This is a genomic window from Allobosea sp. GW821-FHT12C12, from assembly GCF_058807355.1.
In genome coordinates, this window is sequence record NZ_JBXAQP010000015.1 from 64,403 (window position 1) to 80,027 (window position 15,625).

The 15,625-nt window shown below is 68.2% G+C and carries 17 protein-coding genes and 1 pseudogene; 11 read left to right on the forward strand and 7 right to left on the reverse strand.

Annotated elements, in window-relative coordinates:
- Window positions 1-2,661, reverse strand: coding sequence for a type I DNA topoisomerase (topA, locus tag AC1RRW_RS18760; RefSeq protein WP_492902710.1), 2,661 nt, complete (start codon window positions 2,659-2,661; stop codon window positions 1-3).
- Window positions 2,662-2,877: 216 nt separating this feature from the next.
- Here topA and AC1RRW_RS18765 point away from each other — a divergent pair, with 216 nt between their 5' ends.
- From AC1RRW_RS18765 to dprA, 7 genes and pseudogenes are all read left to right on the forward strand, one after another.
- On the forward strand, window positions 2,878-3,120 hold the full coding sequence (locus tag AC1RRW_RS18765) for a FitA-like ribbon-helix-helix domain-containing protein (RefSeq protein ID WP_492902712.1): 243 nt from the start codon (window positions 2,878-2,880) through the stop codon (window positions 3,118-3,120).
- Window positions 3,121-3,188: 68 nt separating this feature from the next.
- Window positions 3,189-3,419, forward strand: a pseudogene (locus tag AC1RRW_RS18770) (type II toxin-antitoxin system VapC family toxin); the annotation flags it as partial.
- 193 nt (window positions 3,420-3,612) lie between these two features.
- Window positions 3,613-4,557 (forward strand): aspartate carbamoyltransferase catalytic subunit, encoded by a 945-nt coding sequence (locus tag AC1RRW_RS18775; RefSeq protein ID WP_492902713.1) that lies wholly within the window; start codon window positions 3,613-3,615, stop codon window positions 4,555-4,557.
- A 5-nt stretch (window positions 4,558-4,562) separates the two neighbouring features.
- Window positions 4,563-4,805 (forward strand): hypothetical protein, encoded by a 243-nt coding sequence (locus AC1RRW_RS18780; protein ID WP_492902714.1) that lies wholly within the window; start codon window positions 4,563-4,565, stop codon window positions 4,803-4,805.
- Entirely contained in the window at window positions 4,798-6,099 is a 1,302-nt protein-coding gene (gene pyrC / locus AC1RRW_RS18785; RefSeq protein ID WP_492902715.1) for a dihydroorotase, read from the forward strand. Before AC1RRW_RS18780 ends, pyrC begins: the two co-directional genes overlap by 8 nt.
- A 36-nt stretch (window positions 6,100-6,135) precedes the next feature.
- A complete protein-coding gene (gene plsY / locus AC1RRW_RS18790) occupies window positions 6,136-6,759 on the forward strand; it encodes a glycerol-3-phosphate 1-O-acyltransferase PlsY (RefSeq protein ID WP_492902717.1) in 624 nt (207 codons plus the stop codon).
- Between the two features lie 14 nt (window positions 6,760-6,773).
- Window positions 6,774-7,973, forward strand: a complete 1,200-nt coding sequence (dprA, locus tag AC1RRW_RS18795; protein WP_492902800.1) for a DNA-processing protein DprA — start codon at window positions 6,774-6,776, stop codon at window positions 7,971-7,973.
- Window positions 7,974-7,981: 8 nt separating this feature from the next.
- Here dprA and AC1RRW_RS18800 read toward each other — a convergent pair whose 3' ends face one another.
- The 3 genes from AC1RRW_RS18800 to AC1RRW_RS18810 all read right to left on the reverse strand — a co-directional run bounded on the left by AC1RRW_RS18800 (window position 7,982) and on the right by AC1RRW_RS18810 (window position 9,684).
- Entirely contained in the window at window positions 7,982-8,254 is a 273-nt protein-coding gene (locus tag AC1RRW_RS18800; protein ID WP_492902719.1) for a hypothetical protein, read from the reverse strand.
- 91 nt (window positions 8,255-8,345) lie between these two features.
- Window positions 8,346-8,669: a hypothetical protein gene (locus AC1RRW_RS18805; protein ID WP_492902721.1), complete on the reverse strand. Its 324-nt coding sequence runs from the start codon at window positions 8,667-8,669 to the stop codon at window positions 8,346-8,348.
- A gap of 100 nt (window positions 8,670-8,769) precedes the next feature.
- Window positions 8,770-9,684 carry an AEC family transporter gene (locus tag AC1RRW_RS18810; protein ID WP_492902723.1) on the reverse strand — a complete coding sequence of 305 codons (915 nt, stop codon included), beginning with the start codon at window positions 9,682-9,684 and terminating at the stop codon, window positions 8,770-8,772.
- A gap of 258 nt (window positions 9,685-9,942) precedes the next feature.
- On the opposite strand from AC1RRW_RS18810, the gene AC1RRW_RS18815 reads away from it, so the two are divergent.
- The gene (locus tag AC1RRW_RS18815) at window positions 9,943-10,329 is read left to right on the forward strand and encodes a hypothetical protein (RefSeq protein ID WP_492902725.1); all 387 of its coding nucleotides are present in this window, start codon (window positions 9,943-9,945) and stop codon (window positions 10,327-10,329) included.
- Window positions 10,330-10,381: 52 nt separating this feature from the next.
- Here AC1RRW_RS18815 and ruvX read toward each other — a convergent pair whose 3' ends face one another.
- From ruvX to AC1RRW_RS18830, 3 genes are all read right to left on the reverse strand, one after another.
- Complete coding sequence (ruvX, locus tag AC1RRW_RS18820; RefSeq protein WP_492902727.1) at window positions 10,382-10,885, reverse strand: Holliday junction resolvase RuvX; 504 nt, start codon at window positions 10,883-10,885, stop codon at window positions 10,382-10,384.
- A 56-nt stretch (window positions 10,886-10,941) separates the two neighbouring features.
- Window positions 10,942-11,925 carry a tripartite tricarboxylate transporter substrate-binding protein gene (locus AC1RRW_RS18825; RefSeq protein WP_492902729.1) on the reverse strand — a complete coding sequence of 328 codons (984 nt, stop codon included), beginning with the start codon at window positions 11,923-11,925 and terminating at the stop codon, window positions 10,942-10,944.
- A gap of 86 nt (window positions 11,926-12,011) precedes the next feature.
- Window positions 12,012-12,776 (reverse strand): GntR family transcriptional regulator, encoded by a 765-nt coding sequence (locus tag AC1RRW_RS18830; RefSeq protein ID WP_492902731.1) that lies wholly within the window; start codon window positions 12,774-12,776, stop codon window positions 12,012-12,014.
- Window positions 12,777-12,861: 85 nt separating this feature from the next.
- Between AC1RRW_RS18830 and AC1RRW_RS18835 the strand changes: the two genes are divergently transcribed.
- The 3 genes from AC1RRW_RS18835 to AC1RRW_RS18845 all read left to right on the forward strand — a co-directional run bounded on the left by AC1RRW_RS18835 (window position 12,862) and on the right by AC1RRW_RS18845 (window position 15,624).
- The gene (locus tag AC1RRW_RS18835; protein ID WP_492902732.1) at window positions 12,862-13,149 is read left to right on the forward strand and encodes a UxaA family hydrolase; all 288 of its coding nucleotides are present in this window, start codon (window positions 12,862-12,864) and stop codon (window positions 13,147-13,149) included.
- A 245-nt stretch (window positions 13,150-13,394) separates the two neighbouring features.
- Complete coding sequence (locus tag AC1RRW_RS18840) at window positions 13,395-14,546, forward strand: UxaA family hydrolase (protein WP_492902802.1); 1,152 nt, start codon at window positions 13,395-13,397, stop codon at window positions 14,544-14,546.
- Window positions 14,547-14,571: 25 nt separating this feature from the next.
- Window positions 14,572-15,624, forward strand: a complete 1,053-nt coding sequence (locus tag AC1RRW_RS18845) for a YeiH family protein (protein ID WP_492902734.1) — start codon at window positions 14,572-14,574, stop codon at window positions 15,622-15,624.
- The last annotated feature ends 1 nt before the right edge of the window (window position 15,625 follow it).

The following is a 15,625-nucleotide window of genomic DNA, read 5'->3' on the forward strand; positions in this document are numbered from 1 at the left end:
TCAGCTCCCGGCGGCGGCCTTCCTTGCCGCGACCTTGGGCTTGCCCGCCGCCTTGGCCGCGGCCTTCGGCTTCGAGGCGGCCTTCGCCTTGGCCGGAGCCTTGGCCTTCGCCTTGGCCGGAGCCTTGATCCCGCTCGATTCCGCCTTGGCGTTGACGAGTGCGACCGCCTGTTCGAGCGTGATCGCCTCCTGCGTCAGCGTCTTGGGCAGGGTCGCGTTGACCTTGCCCCAGTTGACGTAAGGCCCGTATTTGCCGGCGCGGACCACGAGCTTGCCGCCGGACGGGTGCTCGCCGAGATCGCGGCCGGGCGCCGTCGATCCGCGGCCGAAGCGGCTGCCGCCGCCGCCGTTCTCCTTGGCGACGATCAGGTCGATGGCGCGGTTGCCGCCGATCTGCAGGATGTCGTCGTCCTTGTCGATGTTGGCGTAGGTCCTGCCATGCTGGACGTAAGGACCGTAGCGGCCGATGCCGGCGAGGATCGGCTCGCCGCTCTCGGGATGCCTGGCGACCTCCTTGGGCAGCGAGAGCAGCAGTAGCGCCTTGTCGAGGTCGACGCTGCCGGCGCTCATGCCCTTGGGCAGGCTGGAGCGCTTGGGCTTCTCGCCCTCGCCGAGCTGGACGTAAGGACCGAAGCGGCCGTCGCGGATCGTCACGTCCTGGCCGCTCGCAGGGTCCTTGCCGAGGACGCGCACGCCCGGAGCGCCCTGACCGCCCTCGGCCGTCGCCTCGCCATCGGCAGCCGAGACGGTGAGGGGCCGCGTATAGCGGCATTCGGGATAGTTCGAGCAGCCGACGAAGGCGCCGAACTTGCCGAGCTTGAGCGAGAGCGTGCCGGCGCCGCAGACCTGGCAGGCGCGCGGGTCGCCGCCGTCCTCGCGCGCCGGGAACACATGCGCGCCGAGCACGCCGTTCAGCGCCTCCAGCACCTCGGTGACGCGCAATTCCTTGGTGTCGCCGATCGACCTGGCGAACTCATCCCAGAACTCGCGCAGCAGCGCCTTCCAGTCGATCTCGGCATTGGAGACGCGGTCGAGCTTCTCCTCGAGATTTGCGGTGAAGTCGAACTCGACATAGCGTTTGAAGAAGCTCTCCAGGAACGCCGTCACCAGCATGCCCTTGTCCTCGGGGACGAGGCGCTTCTTCTCGATGCGGACGTATTCGCGGTCGCGCAGGGTCGAGAGCGTCGCGGCATAGGTCGAGGGCCGGCCGATGCCGAGCTCCTCCATGCGCTTGACGAGGCTCGCTTCCGAATAGCGCGGCGGCGGCTCGGTGAAGTGCTGGTCGGCCGCGACCGCGCGCTTCTCCAGCGCGTCGCCGGCCTTCATCGCAGGCAGCTTCTTGCTGTCCTCGTCCTCTTCGTCGTCGCGGCTTTCCTGGTAGAGCGTCAGGAATCCGTCGAAGAGGGTGACCTGCCCGGTTGCGCGCAGTTCGAGGTTTCGACCCGCCACGGTCGCGGCGATGTCGACCGTGGTGCGTTCCAGCGAGGCCGATTCCATCTGGCTCGCGATGGTGCGCTTCCAGATCAGCTCGTAGAGCCTGGCCTGGTCGGGTTCGAGATGGCGCGCGACCATGGCGGGCAGCCGGCCGAGATCGGTCGGGCGGATCGCCTCGTGCGCCTCCTGGGCGTTCTTGGCCTTGACCGTATATTTGCGCGGGACGCCGGGCACATAGGCTTCGCCGAACTCCCGGCCGATGACGCGGCGGGCGGCGGCGATGGCGGAGCCGTCCATGTCGACGCCGTCGGTCCGCATATAGGTGATCAGGCCGACCGTCTCGCCGCCGATGTCGACGCCCTCGTAGAGCCGCTGCGCCAGCTGCATGGCGCGGGCAGGCGCGAGGCCGAGCTTGCGCGAGGCCTCCTGCTGCAGCGTCGAGGTCTGGAAGGGCGGGTAGGGGTGGCGCTTGACCGGCCTGGCCTCGACCTCCGCTACCGAGAATGCGGCGGTGTCAAGCGCGGCCTTGAAGGCATGCGCCTGCTCGCCGGCGCCGATATCGAGCCGGGCGATCTTCCTGCCGTCGGCGCCGGTCAGCCGCGCCTCGAAGACGCCGCCGGCCTTCGTCGCCAGCGTCGCGACCAGCGACCAGTATTCGCGGGCGCGAAAGGCCTCGATCTCGCGCTCGCGGTCGCAGACGATGCGCAGCGCCACCGACTGGACGCGCCCGGCCGAGCGCGCCCCGGGCAGCTTGCGCCAGAGCACCGGCGAGAGCGTGAAGCCGACGAGATAATCGAGCGCCCGGCGCGCCAGATAGGCGTCGACCAGCGCCTGGTCGACCTGGCGCGGATTGGCCAGCGCCGTCTGCACCGCGTCCCTGGTGACGGCGTTGAAGGTGACGCGCTCGACCGGAATGCCCTTCAGCGCGCGCCTGGCGTTCAGCGCCTCCAGCACATGCCAGGAGATCGCCTCGCCCTCGCGGTCCGGGTCGGTCGCCAGGATCAGCTTGTCGGCGCCCTTCACGGCGCGCGCGATCTCGGCGACCTGCTTGGCGCCGCGCCCCTCGATCTCCCACTTCATCGCGAAGTCGTGCTCGGGCTCGACCGAGCCGTCCTTGGCCGGCAGGTCGCGGATATGCCCGAACGAGGCGATGACCTCGTAATCGGAGCCGAGATATTTGTTGATCGTCTTGGCCTTGGCCGGCGACTCGACGACGAGGAGCTTCATGGGGCTGATCAATCTCAAAATGGCGAAATCTGCGCAGGCACGAGTTGTGCCGGCCGAAACGGCCCGACGCGGAGGCAGGTGATAACGGGAAGGGCGCGGCGGCGAAAGTGGGGAGAGCGCGCCGGGATGTCAAACGGCGCCGGCTGTTGCGCCGATGTCGACGGGCGGCAAGGCTCGTGCTAGCACTGCTAGCGCTTCTTGCGAGGGAGAAGCGGGATGGTCACCGGCCTTCACGTCCGCAAACTGGACGAAGAGATAGTCAGACGCCTGAAGCGTCGCGCCGCGGCCAACAACCGTTCCATGGAAGCGGAGCATCGGGCGATCCTCGCCGAGGTGCTGACGCCCGAGCCGACGACATCCTTTGAAGAAATGGCCGCCGAGCTTCGAGCCAAAACCGCTGATCGAAAGCATACTCCTTCGGAGGTTTTGTTGCGCATGTCGCGCGAGGAAGCGCGTTGAGGCGTTTTGTCGTCGATGCCAGCGTGGCGATGAAATGGCTGATCAATGAACCGGAAACGCCGCAGGCTATGGACCTCGCGACGAGCAACCGTCTGATCGCGCCAGAACTTCTCGTTGCTGAATGCGCGAAGGTGTTGCGCACCAAGATCCGCGCTGGCGAATTCGATCTGGATCTGGTCGATGAAGCCGCCGAAGTTCCATCGCGCGCCAACGTATCGTTCAAGCCGATGGAGCCCTTGTGCACTGATGCAGTCAGTATTGCGACCAAGCTCCGGCATCCGGCTTACGACTGCTTCTATCTGGCGCTCGCCCTGACCGAGGCATGTCCGCTCGTCACAGTCGACGAGCGCTTTCTTCAGGCTGTGGCGCGCCATGGCGATTCCGAACACCGCTCCGCTGTATTCCGCTCGCTGCTGCCGTCATTGCGAAACCGAAAGGCGACTGACTTGGCCTTGCGCGCGCCGCAACTCACGCCTACACACCCGTCTTCAAATGACAGCGCCGGCCCCGCATTATCCGCACCGCCACCTCCTCGGCATCGAGGGGTTGTCCCATCTGGATATCGAGGCGCTGCTCGACCGGGCGGACGCCTATGTCGCGCTTTCGCGACAGGTCGAGAAGAAGACCGCGACGCTGCGCGGGCGCACCCAGATCAACCTGTTCTTCGAGCCCTCGACGCGCACCCAGGCTTCCTTCGAGCTCGCCGGCAAGCGGCTCGGCGCCGACGTCATGAACATGTCGGTCGCCTCCTCGTCCGTAAAGAAGGGCGAGACGCTGATCGACACGGCGGCCACGCTCTATGCGATGCGTCCCGACATCCTCGTGGTGCGCCATCACGCCGCCGGCGCGGTCAATCTGCTGGCGCGAAAAGTCGGCTGCTCGGTGGTCAATGCCGGCGACGGCGCGCATGAACACCCGACCCAGGCGCTGCTCGACGCGCTGACGATCCGCCGCAACAAGGGTGCGATCATGGGGCTGACGGTCGCGATCTGCGGCGACATCCTGCATTCGCGCGTCGCGCGTTCCAACATCATCCTGCTCAACGCGCTCGGCGCGAAGGTCCGGCTGATCGCCCCGTCCACGCTGCTGCCGGCCGGCATCGGGCGCATGGGCGTCGACGTCTTCACCGACATGAAGAAGGGTCTGGAAGGCGCCGACATCGTGATGATGCTGCGTCTCCAGCTCGAGCGGATGCATGGCGCCTTCGTGCCGTCATCGAAGGAGTATTTCCGCTATTACGGCCTCGATCGCGCCAAGCTCGACCTCGCGGCGCGGGACGCGCTGGTGATGCATCCCGGGCCGATGAACCGCGGCGTCGAGATATCCTCGGACGTCGCCGACAGCGCCCAGTCGCTGATCCGCGAGCAGGTGGAGATGGGCGTCGCCGTCCGCATGGCCGTGCTCGATGCGCTCGCGCAGCACTTGCCCAATGGGTGAGCGCGGTGGACACCGTCATCGCCGTGCTTCTCGGGCTGATGCGACGGGCGCGCTTCGTCTTCGTGGCGGTGTATCTGGTGGTCGCGGCGGGCTTCCTCCTTGCCGATCCGCGCGCCGGCTGGACCTGGTTCATCGTCGTCGCCGGAGCGCTGCTCTGCATGGTGTTCTGGGCGCTGGTTGCGTTCTGGACGCATGTCTTCACGCAGAAGCAGGGCCGTGACGGCGCGGGCGGGAACGGGCATGGCTGACCTCATCGACCTCGCGATCCTCGACGCACGGCTCGTCGATCCGGCCAGCGGGCGCGACGGGCGCGGTTCCGTCCTGATCCGCGAGGAGGCGATCGCCGACATCGTCTGGGGCGCCGCGCCGACGCCGGGCGAGGGCGTGCGCCTCATCGACGGACGCGATCTCGTCCTGGCGCCCGGCCTCGTCGATCTGCGCGCCTTCCTCGGCGAGCCGGGCGCGGAATTCCGCGAGACGCTCGGCAGCGGCTCGCAGGCGGCGGCGGCCGGCGGCGTCACCACCGTCGTGTGCCGGCCCGATACCGACCCGCCGATCGACGACCCCGCGATCATCGACTTCATCAAGCGCCGCGCCCGCGACAAGGCGGTCGTCAACGTCCTGCCCTGCGCCGCCCTGACCAAGGGCATTCTGGGCAAGGAGATCACCGAGTTCGGGCTCTTGCTTGAGGCCGGCGCCGTCGCCTTCGGGGACGGCGCGAAGGCGGTGCGCAATCCGCAACTCATGCGTCGCGCCATGATTTATGCGCGCGATTTCGACGCGCTGCTGATGAACCATGTCGAGGACCCGGAGCTGCGCGGATCCGGCGTGATGAACGAGGGCGAGTTCGCCAGCCGCAAGGGCCTGCCGGGCATTCCGCGGGAAGCCGAGACGGTGATGCTGGAGCGCGACATCCGCCTCGCGCGGGCGACCGGCGCGCGTTACCACGCCGCGATGATCTCCTGCGCGGAGTCGGCCGACCTGGTGCGCCGCGCCAAGGCCGACGGGGTCCGCATCACCTGCGGCGTCTCGATCAACAACCTGACCCTGAACGAGAACGATGTCGGCGAATACCGGACCTTCTGCAAGGTTTCGCCGCCCTTGCGTCACGAGGACGAACGCCTCGCCATGATCGCCGCGCTGGCCGAAGGCGTCATCGACGTCGTCGTCTCCGACCACGATCCGCAGGATGTCGAGACCAAGCGCCAGCCCTTCGCCGAGGCCGCCGACGGCGCGCTCGGCATCGAAACTTTGCTGCCGGCGGCCTTGCGCATGGTCCATGCCGATCAGATCGGGCTGCCTGTGCTGCTGGCTGCGCTGTCGACGCGTCCGGCCGGACTGATCGGCCTGTCCTGCGGGCGGCTCGCCATCGGCGCGCCGGCGGACCTGATGCTGCTCGATCCCGACGCGCCCCATGTCGTCGACAAGCGCAAGCTGAAATCGCGCGCCAAGAACTCGCCTTTCGACGAGGCGCGCCTCGCGGGACTGGTCCGGATGACGCTGGTCGCGGGCCGGGTGGTCTATGATGCGCAAGACGGCTAGGCTCGCTTCACGGGTGGGTTGGGCACGAGGGGCGGCATGCCGGAATTGACGACTCTGGGCCTGTCATGGCCCGCGATCCTGGCGGCCCTGTCGATCGGCTATCTGCTCGGCTCGATTCCCTTTGGCGTCGTGCTGACGCGCCTGACCGGCGGGCCGGACCTGCGCAGCATCGGCTCCGGCAATATCGGCGCGACCAACGTGCTGCGCACCGGCAACAAGACGCTCGCGGCGGCGACGCTGGCCGGCGACATGCTCAAGGGCACCGCCGCGGTCCTGGTCGGGGCCTTCCTGCTCGGCGGGCGGGAGGCGGCGTTGCTGGCGGGGCTTGGGGCCTTCGTCGGGCACTTGTTTCCAGTCTGGCTCGGCTTCAGGGGCGGCAAGGGCGTCGCGACCTATCTCGGCGTGCTGATCGGCCTGAAGTTCTCGATCGCGATCGTCTTCGCCGCCCTCTGGCTCGGCGTCGCCTATCTCAGCCGCTATTCCTCGCTCTCGGCGCTGCTGGCGAGCCTGCTGACGCCGCTGCTGCTCTGGTTCTGGGTCGGCGATCCGAGGGCGGCGCTGCTGATGGCCGCGCTCACCGTCCTGCTCTGGCTCACGCATCGCGGGAACATCGCCCGGCTGCTGAAGGGCAGCGAGGGCAAGATCGGCCAGAAGGGCTGAACCACATGGCCGGCATCGTCCTCAGCGATCGCCAGCGCCTCGACTGGCTCCGGCTGATCCGCAGCGAAAGCGTCGGCCCGCGCACCTTCCGCAGCCTGATGAACCGCTTCGGCGGCGCAGCCGCCGCGCTCGACGCACTTCCGGATATCGGCCGTCAGGCCGGCCGCCAGCTGAAGCTGTGCTCGCCGTCCGAGGCCGAGCGGGAGTTCGTCGCCACGCAGAGGCTGGGCGCGCGCTTCATCGCACTCGGCGAGGCCGGTTATCCGAAGCCCCTCCAGGCGATCGATTCGGCTCCGCCGCTCCTGACCGTGGTCGGCGCGGCCGAGGTGCTGCTGCGCCCCTGCGTCGCGCTGGTCGGCTCGCGCAACGCCTCCGCCGGCGGCCAGAAATTCACCGCCAGGCTGGCGCGCGATCTTGGCGACGCCGGCTTCGCCATCGTCTCGGGGCTGGCGCGCGGCATCGACACAGCCGCCCATCAGGCGAGCATCGAGTCCGGCACCGTCGCGGTCCTGGCCGGCGGCCTCGACGAAATCTATCCGCCGCAGAACCTGCCGCTGCTACGGGCGCTGATCGGGCGCGGCGCGGCCGTGACCGAGATGCCGCTGGGCTGGGCCCCGCGCGGGCGCGATTTTCCGCGCCGCAACCGGCTGGTCTCGGGTCTTTCGCTCGGCACGGTCGTGGTCGAGGCGGCGCGCAAGTCCGGCTCGCTGATCACCGCCCGCTTCGCCAACGAGCAGGGGCGGCAGGTTTTCGCCGTGCCCGGCTCGCCGCTCGATCCGCGCGCCGAGGGCGGCAACCATCTGATTCGCGAGGGCGCCACGCTTGTCAGCGAGGCCGCCCATGTCATCGAGGCGCTGCGGCCCTTGCTCGGCCACGGGATCGCCTCCCCGGATTTCGGCGGAGCTCGCGAAGAGAGCGGGCCAAGCGGGTCGGAATCGCTCTGGGACGAGCTCGATCTGCCAGACGTGGCGCCGGCTCCGGAACTCGACCTTTCGCCGGCGTTCGCTCCGTCGCAGCCTCCGGCCCCACCGGGCGCCAGCGAGGATGCCCGCTCCGCCTTGCTGCGACTGATGGGAACCGCGCCGATCTCGCTCGACGATCTCGTCCGCGCCAGCGGCATGCCGGCGCGCGACGTCAGCCGCGCCGTGCTTGAACTGGAGCTGTCGTCGGCCGTGCTGCGCCATCCCGGCGGCCTGCTGAGCCGGCAGGCCTGACCGCCCTCTCAACCGTCGGCCTGGCAGCGCTTCGTCTGGTCGCGGGCTTCCTGGCGCGTGAGCTCGATGAAGTAGCGCAGATGTTTCAGCTCGGCGGCCTTGGCCATGGTCGCGAGTTCGCCGAGCAGAAGCTCGATATAGCGCGAAACCTCGAACTGGAGCTGGCGATGCTGAGCCCGGCAGGCGGCAGCGGAAGCGCTGTCGAAAACGGCGTCGAGCATGGCTGGATCACCCGGCGATGCGTCGGGGCGAAGTTCGTCGCTGGGGAAGTGAACCGTCATGATGCGTCTCCGGATTGCATCAGCTAATGATGCAACCCAGAGTTTAATATTCGGTGAGAGGCGACGACCTGGGGTTGAAGAGCGATCAGGCTCAGATGCGGTCGAGCCGCAACGCCCGACGCTCGACCTGGAGCGACGCCTCGATCCGCGCCATCTCCAGAAAATAAGCAAGGCTTTCGAGCCGGTTTTCGCGCGCCATCGTCCGCAGTTCGGCGCTGATGCTCTCGATGTAAAGAACTACCTCAAGTTGCAAGTCGTCGAGAGTTTGCGCCGGCTGCGCCTGCGAAGATGGCGAGGCTTTCCACATCCGCTCCGGCATTCGGGAAGCATCCGGCTGTTCTTCGGGCATCGCATCGCCGCCATCGGGGTCGGTAAAGCGCTTTCGGGAGCTCATCTTTTCGCCAACCTCACGCATCCGCGGCCTTTGGACGCAAAGCGCAAGCCGCAGCGGACATACTCTACATTTTATGAAAACAATGCAATCTTAGCGTGCATATGGTTCCGCCACGTGCCGTTCAGGTCAGGAGCAGCACCGCGAGCGGCAGCGTGATCAGCGCGAGCAGGGTTTCCAGCGTCGTGATCTCGGCCATCAGCGGCGCGTCGCCGCCGAGGTCGCGCGCCAGGAAATAGGCGGCGGTCGCCGTCGGCACCGCCGCGGCGACGACGGTCATGGTCAGGGCCGGCCCGGCGAGGCCGAACTGCCTCGCCAGCGTCCAGGCGATCAGCGGCATCAGCACCAGCTTGAACGCGCAGGCGACGCCATGGGCGAGGCGTGGCTGCGCCAGCCGGCGCAGATCGAGCCCCGCCCCGACGACCAGAAGGCCGACGCCGAGCGCGGCCCGCCCGAGGATGTCGACGAAGCCCGTCACCGCGACCGGCAGCAGCCACTGCACCTGATTCAGCGCGAGGCCGAGCGCGGAAGACCAGATGAAGGGATTGAAGGCGATCGAGCGCAAGGTCGTCGAGGCGCTCGTCTGGCGGCCGCCGGCATAGCGCGCCAGCACGAGGACGCACATCACGTTGAGCAGCGGGATCATGGCCGCGACCGCGATCGCCATCAAGGTCGCGCCGGTCTTGCCTTCGAGCCCCGCCGCCAACGCCAGCGCCACGAAGGTGTTCCAGCGCACCGAACCCTGGAAGATCGAGGTGAAGGCCGGCCCGTCGACGCCGCCGCGCGCCAGCAGCGGGCGCGACGCGAGCAGCATCGCGGTGACGATCAGGATCGCGAGCACGAGGCTGAAGCCCATGGCGAGAACCGGCAGACGGCCGAGGTCGGCCAGCGCGAGCGTATGCACCACGACGGCGGGAAACAGCACCTGATAGGTCAGGCGCTCGACCCCGTTCCAGTGCTCCGGTGAGACGAGGCCGCGCGCTTTCAGGGCCCAGCCTGTCGCGATGACGAGGAAAACGGCGATCAGGCTATCGAGCATGGGAAAGGACGTGTCGGCTTCCAAATGGAGCGCCACGCGGGGCGGGGCATGGCGGCTGCGGAACAAATCGGGATGCGCATCGTTGTTGATGCGATCGCGGGTACCCCTTTCACGCCCGCTCAGAACCAGCAAGCGCTCCGGACGGGGGGACGTCTTGCACCTGCCGCAATCCCGTCGCGATTGGTTCAGGCCGCGTTCAACCGCCCGGACCTAGCGTGTCGATCAATCCCGGCTCGTCCGGGGCATAGGAGGTTCGTCATGAACTCGCTCAGGAAGACAGCCATCATCGGTCTGACCTCGCTCGGCGTCGTGTCCGCCGGCATCGTCTCGCCTGCGCTCGCCGCGCCGCCGAAGCCGGCTTTCGATGCCGCGCGTCTGGATGCGACGGCGGCCGACTACTCGCAGTATCGTCGCTATCGCGGCAATGCCGGCCGCAACGCCGCCATCGCCGGCGCGGTCGGCCTCGGCATTCTCGGCGCGGCGGCGATCGCGTCGAGCCGCAGGACGTATGCCGATCCCTATTACGACGACGGTTACTACGCGGCACCGGTCTATGCCGAGCCGCGCTACTATGCGCCGCAGCCCTATTATGCCGCTCCGCGCGGGTACTACCGCGAGCCCTATGATTTCCGCAATTATCGCTGAGATCGCCGATTGAGACGTCAAGTCCCGCAGGCCTCAGGGCCCGCGGGGTTTTTCATGGCTGGTCGGTCGCGTCGCCGAACTCGTCCGGCTCCATGCGCATCAGCCGGTCGAGCGCGCCCTGCAGGATGTAGGCGGCCGCCATCCTGTCGACGACCTCCGCCCGTCTCGCACGGGACGCGTCGGCGTCGAGCAAGGCTCGAGTGACGGCCTGCGTCGACATCCGCTCGTCCCAGAAGGCGATCGGCAGGTCGGTCAGCGGCGTCAGGTTGCGCACGAAGGCCTTGGTTGACTGGACGCGCGGGCCGGCCGAGCCGTCCATGTTGAGCGGCAGGCCGATGACAAGCCCGGCGATCGCGTGCTTTTCGGCGATCTTGAGCAGGGCCGCGGCATCCGCGCCGAACTTGACCCGCCTGATCGTCTCCAGCGGCGTCGCGATCCGACGCCAGACGTCCGACAGCGCCAGTCCGATCGTCTTGGCGCCGAGATCGAGGCCGAGCAGGCGCGCCTGCCCGGGCAGCGAGAGGAAGTGTTCGAGCGGCACGAGATTGGCTGACATGCGCCCGCCGGTAGCATGCGCGGCCCGATGAGGCGAGCGGCGCACCTGGCGCATCGTCAGCCCTGCGGCTTGATCCCGGCCGCCTTCAGCGCCGCCGCCCATTGGTCGATCTCGGCGATGAAGCGCTTGCCGTGCGCTTCGCGGGTCCATTCGGCCTCGGGAAAAACGGTGGTGCCGAAGGCCTTGAACTTGTCGAGTACGGCCTGCTGCTTCAGCGCGGCGCGCAGCGCGCCGTTGAGCTTGTCGAGCACGGCGACCGGCGTGCCTTTGGGCGCGTAGAGCCCGTGCCAGATCGTCATCTCCAGCTTCGTCCCCGTCTCGATCGCGGTCGGCACGTCGGGCAGCACGTCGAGCCGCTCGGTCGAGGTCACAGCATAGGCGCGGATCTTCTCGCCGAGGATCTGCGACACGGCCGAGGTCGACTGGTCGCAGAGGAAATCGATCTGCCCGCCGACGAGATCGTTCATGGCGGGTCCGGTGCCGCGATAGGCGACCTCGGTGAACCTGACGCCGAGCAATTGCGACATCAGCACGCCGCAGAGATGCGAGTTCGAGCCGACGCCGGCATGCGCCAGCGAGAGCTTGTCGGCATTGGCCTTGGCATAGGCGAAGAAACTCTTCGCGTCCGTCGTCGGCAGACCGAGCCTGCTCGCGACCACCATCGGCCCGGTGTTGACGAGACCGACCGGCGCGAAGTCGGTCCTGGTGTCGTAGCCGAGATTCGCGTAGAGCGCCGGCGCCGCCGCCAAAGCGAGATGGTGGATCAGCAGCGTGTGGCCGTCGGGCTCGGCCGACGCCAGGCGCTTGGCGCCGGCCGTGCCGCCCGCGCCCGCGACGTTCTCGACGACGACCGGCTGGCCCAGCGTCTTGCTCATCTGCTCGCCGAGCAGCCGCGCGATCACGTCGCTCGGCCCGCCGGCGGCGAAGGGGACGATGATGGTGATCGGCTTGGTCGGGAAGGTCTGCGCGGCAGCGGCTCCCGCCATGCCCAGCGCCAGCATGCCGGCCAGCGCGATGCGTCGAGTCGTCTGCAAGATCATGAGTGTTCCTCCGGTTGTGTCGAGAAGCGCCGATCTGCGTCGGTTTGCGTGGATGGTCTGTAGCTTACGGACGCTGTGCCCGTCCGTCAGCGAAGATCGGAAAGGTAGTGCGCCCCCTCCGTCAGGCACAGGCTGAGCCGCCGCTCGACCGGCGCGCCGTCGAGCGACAGCGCGAGACGATCGACTTGCAGGGCAGGGGCGCCGGGCGCGACCGCCAGCAGCGTGGCTTCCGCGGTCGGGAGCGCGACCGCCTTGAGCTTCTCGCGGGCATTCGCGACCGTGACGCCGTAGCGCGCCGCATAGAGGCTGTAGAGATTGTTCGGCACCGGTCCGGCCTCGATGCCCCCGAACAGACGGCGCGGCAGGCTCACCGTCTCCAGCACCAGCGGCGCGGCGTCGAGCGAACGGATGCGCCTGATCCGGATCACGCCGTCGCGGGGTCCGAGATCGAGCGCCCGCCGCTCGTCCGCATCGGCCTCGTCGACCGTCACCGACAGCACGGCGCTGTCCGGGAAGCGTGCGACGCCGTCGTCGGGCACCAGCTTGAAGAACTGGAACAGGATGCGCCGCTCGTCATGTTCGGCGACGAAGGTGCCGCGGCCCTGACGGCGCACCAGCAGGTTCTCGGCGGCGAGTTCGTCGAGCGCCTTGCGCACCGTGCCCTGGCTGACGCCGATCTCGGCGGCGAGCTGGCCCTCGCTCGGCAGGCCCGCGCCCGGGGCCCAGACGCCGTCGACGAGACGACGCACGAAGATCGCCTTGACCTGCGCGTAGAGCGGCCGGAAGCCGAGCGGCTCCATCCTGTCGGCATGGCCGGGGCGATCTGCGTTTTCGCGCTTGTGCACAGTCATATGTCTTATATAAGACTTGCCGACAGGCGCGTCGAGCCCCGATTGCGAGGGCATGCGCCGGACAGCATTCGATGGAGGGACCAGAATGAGCAAGCCGCATCTCCTGGTGCATGAGGCCAGGGACACCGTCGGCGTCGTCGTGGTCGAGGGACTGAAGGCCGGCACCGACATGCTGTGCGTCGTCACGCACGACAACTCGGACTTCCGCCTGACCGCGAAGATGGACATCCCCATCGGCCACAAGGTCGCGCTCAGGGACATCAGGTCCGGCGACACGATCTGGAAATACGGCCAGGACATCGGCAAGGCCGTCGCCAATGTCGGCAAGGGCGAGCATCTTCACGTCCACAACGCCAAGACCAAGCGCTGGTGACCACCAAGCGCCTGTGAACCGGCTGGCACGGCGGTCGAGCTGACGGCTACAACCGACTCCCGAGATTCATGCATCGGCTCCCGACAAGGTCGAGCCAACCAGACAAAGGAAACGCCATGTCGATCGTCGCCAACTTCGATCTCGTCAAGGGCAAGCTCGCCCGCATCAAGGGCCGCAGGATCGAGGCGCCCGAGTTCAGGACGCCGCAGCTCAAGCGCCCGAGCGGGCGCGCGCTCGACAGCTTCATGGGCTGGCGGCGCGAGAACGGTCGCGTCGGCGTGCGCAACCACGTCCTGCTGCTGCCGCTCGACGATCTCTCCAATGCCGCATGCGAGGCCGTCGCCAACAACATCAAGGGCACGCTGGCGATCCCGCACGCCTATGGCCGGCTCCAGTTCGGCGAGGATCTCGAAATCCATTTCCGCACGCTGATCGGCACGGGCTCGAACCCGAACGTCGCGGCCGTCGTCGTCATCGGCATCGAGGATGGCTGGACCAGGCGCGTCGTCGACGGCATCGCCAAGACCGGCAAGCCGGTGGTCGGCTTTGGCATCGAGGGGCATGGCGACATCGCCACGATCGCGAAGGCGTCCTATGTCGCGAAGGAGTTCGTGCAGTGGGCGACCGAGCTGCAACGCGTCAAATGCGGCATCGAGGAGCTCTGGGTCTCGACCAAATGCGGCGAGTCCGACACCACGACGGGGCTGTCGTCCTGCCCGACCGTCGGCAACATGTACGACAAATGGATCCCGCGCGGCGTCTACGGCGTCTTCGGCGAAACCTCGGAGATCACCGGCGCCGAGCATCTCTGCAAGGCCCGCGCCGCGACCCCCGAGGTCGGCGAGCGCTGGTACAGGATGTGGAAGGCCTATCAGGACGACGTGATCGAGGCCCACAAGACCGACGACCTGTCCGATTCGCAGCCGACCAAGGGCAACATCGCCGGCGGCCTGACCACGATCGAGGAGAAGGCGCTCGGCAATCTCGAGAAGATCGGCCGCGAGTGCAGGTTCATCGACATCCTGCAGCCGGCCGAGGCCCCGGCGAAGGGGCCGGGCCTCTACTACATGGACACCTCCTCGGCGGCGGCCGAATGCGTCACGCTGATGGCGGCGGGCGGCTATGTCGTCCACACCTTCCCGACCGGGCAGGGCAACGTCATCGGCAACCCGATCGTCCCGGTGATCAAGATCACCGGCAACCCCAAGACGATGCGGACGATGCCCGAGCATATCGACGTCGACGTTTCCGGCATCCTGCGCCGCGACCTGACGATCCCGCAGGCGGGCGACGCGCTGATCGAAAACATCGTGCGCACGGCGAATGGGCGCTTGACGGCGGCCGAGGCGCTGGGCCATCGCGAGTACTCGATGACGAAGCTGTACCGCTCGGCCTGAGCCGGGCGCGGGCCGGAGCCGCAACTTGCCACACAGCGCGACCCTGTTTTCGCCGGTGGCCTGGCGCACGCTCGCGGCCGGCATCCTGCTGTCGACCGCCGTGGCGATCGCCTCGGTCGTCGTCGAGCCGCTGCTGAAGGCGGCGGCCGGCGGCCGCGTCGGCATCCCGGCGATCGTCGTCGCGCTGATCATCGGGATGCTGCTGCATCCCTTCGCCAACGCCGCCCGCTTCGAGCCGGGCCTGGCCTTCTGCGTCAAGAAGCTGCTGCGCTGGGCGATCGCGCTTTTGGGCCTCCGCATCGCGTTGGGCGATATCGTGGCGCTCGGCGCGACGACGGCGCTGCTGGTGATGGTTTCGATGGCGCTGACCATCGCATCGGGCTTCGTCTTCGCCCGCTGGCTCGGCCGCGAGACCGGGATGGGCGCGCTGGCCGGCGTCGCCACCGCCGTATGCGGCGCGTCGGCCGCGCTCGCGACCGCGACGGTGGTGCCCGACTACAAGAGCAAGGCGGCGGATGTCGCCTTCACCGTCATCGCCATGAATGCGCTCTCGACGCTGGCGATGCTGGCCTATCCGCTGCTCTGCGCCTGGCTCGACCTGTCTCCGGCGCAGACCGGCATCATGCTGGGAGCGACCATCCACGACGTCGCGCAGGTCGTCGGCGCGGGCCAGTCGGTCTCCGACGAGGCCGCCAACGCCGCCGTCATCGTCAAGCTGTTTCGCGTCTTTCTGCTGCTGCCGGCGGTGCTGATCGTCGGCTGGTGGCTGGTCCGCGACGGCGCGGCGGCAGGCGACGCGAAAGTGCCGGTGCCGGTCTTCGCCATCGTCTTCCTCGGCTTGTGCCTGCTGAACAGCGCGCTCGCGCCCCAGGCGGCGCTGGCCGGGATCTATCTGCCGCTGCGGAGCGCCTTGCTCGAAGCGTCGCGCTGGGGTCTGCTGATCGCCATCGCGGCGCTGGGCTTGGGCACCTCGATGGCGGCGATGGCGCGGCTCGGCTGGCGCCATCTCGTTCTGGTGACGGGTACGAGCCTCGTCATCCTGGCTTTCGTGGCCGGCGGCCTGCTGGCGCTGGGCTGAT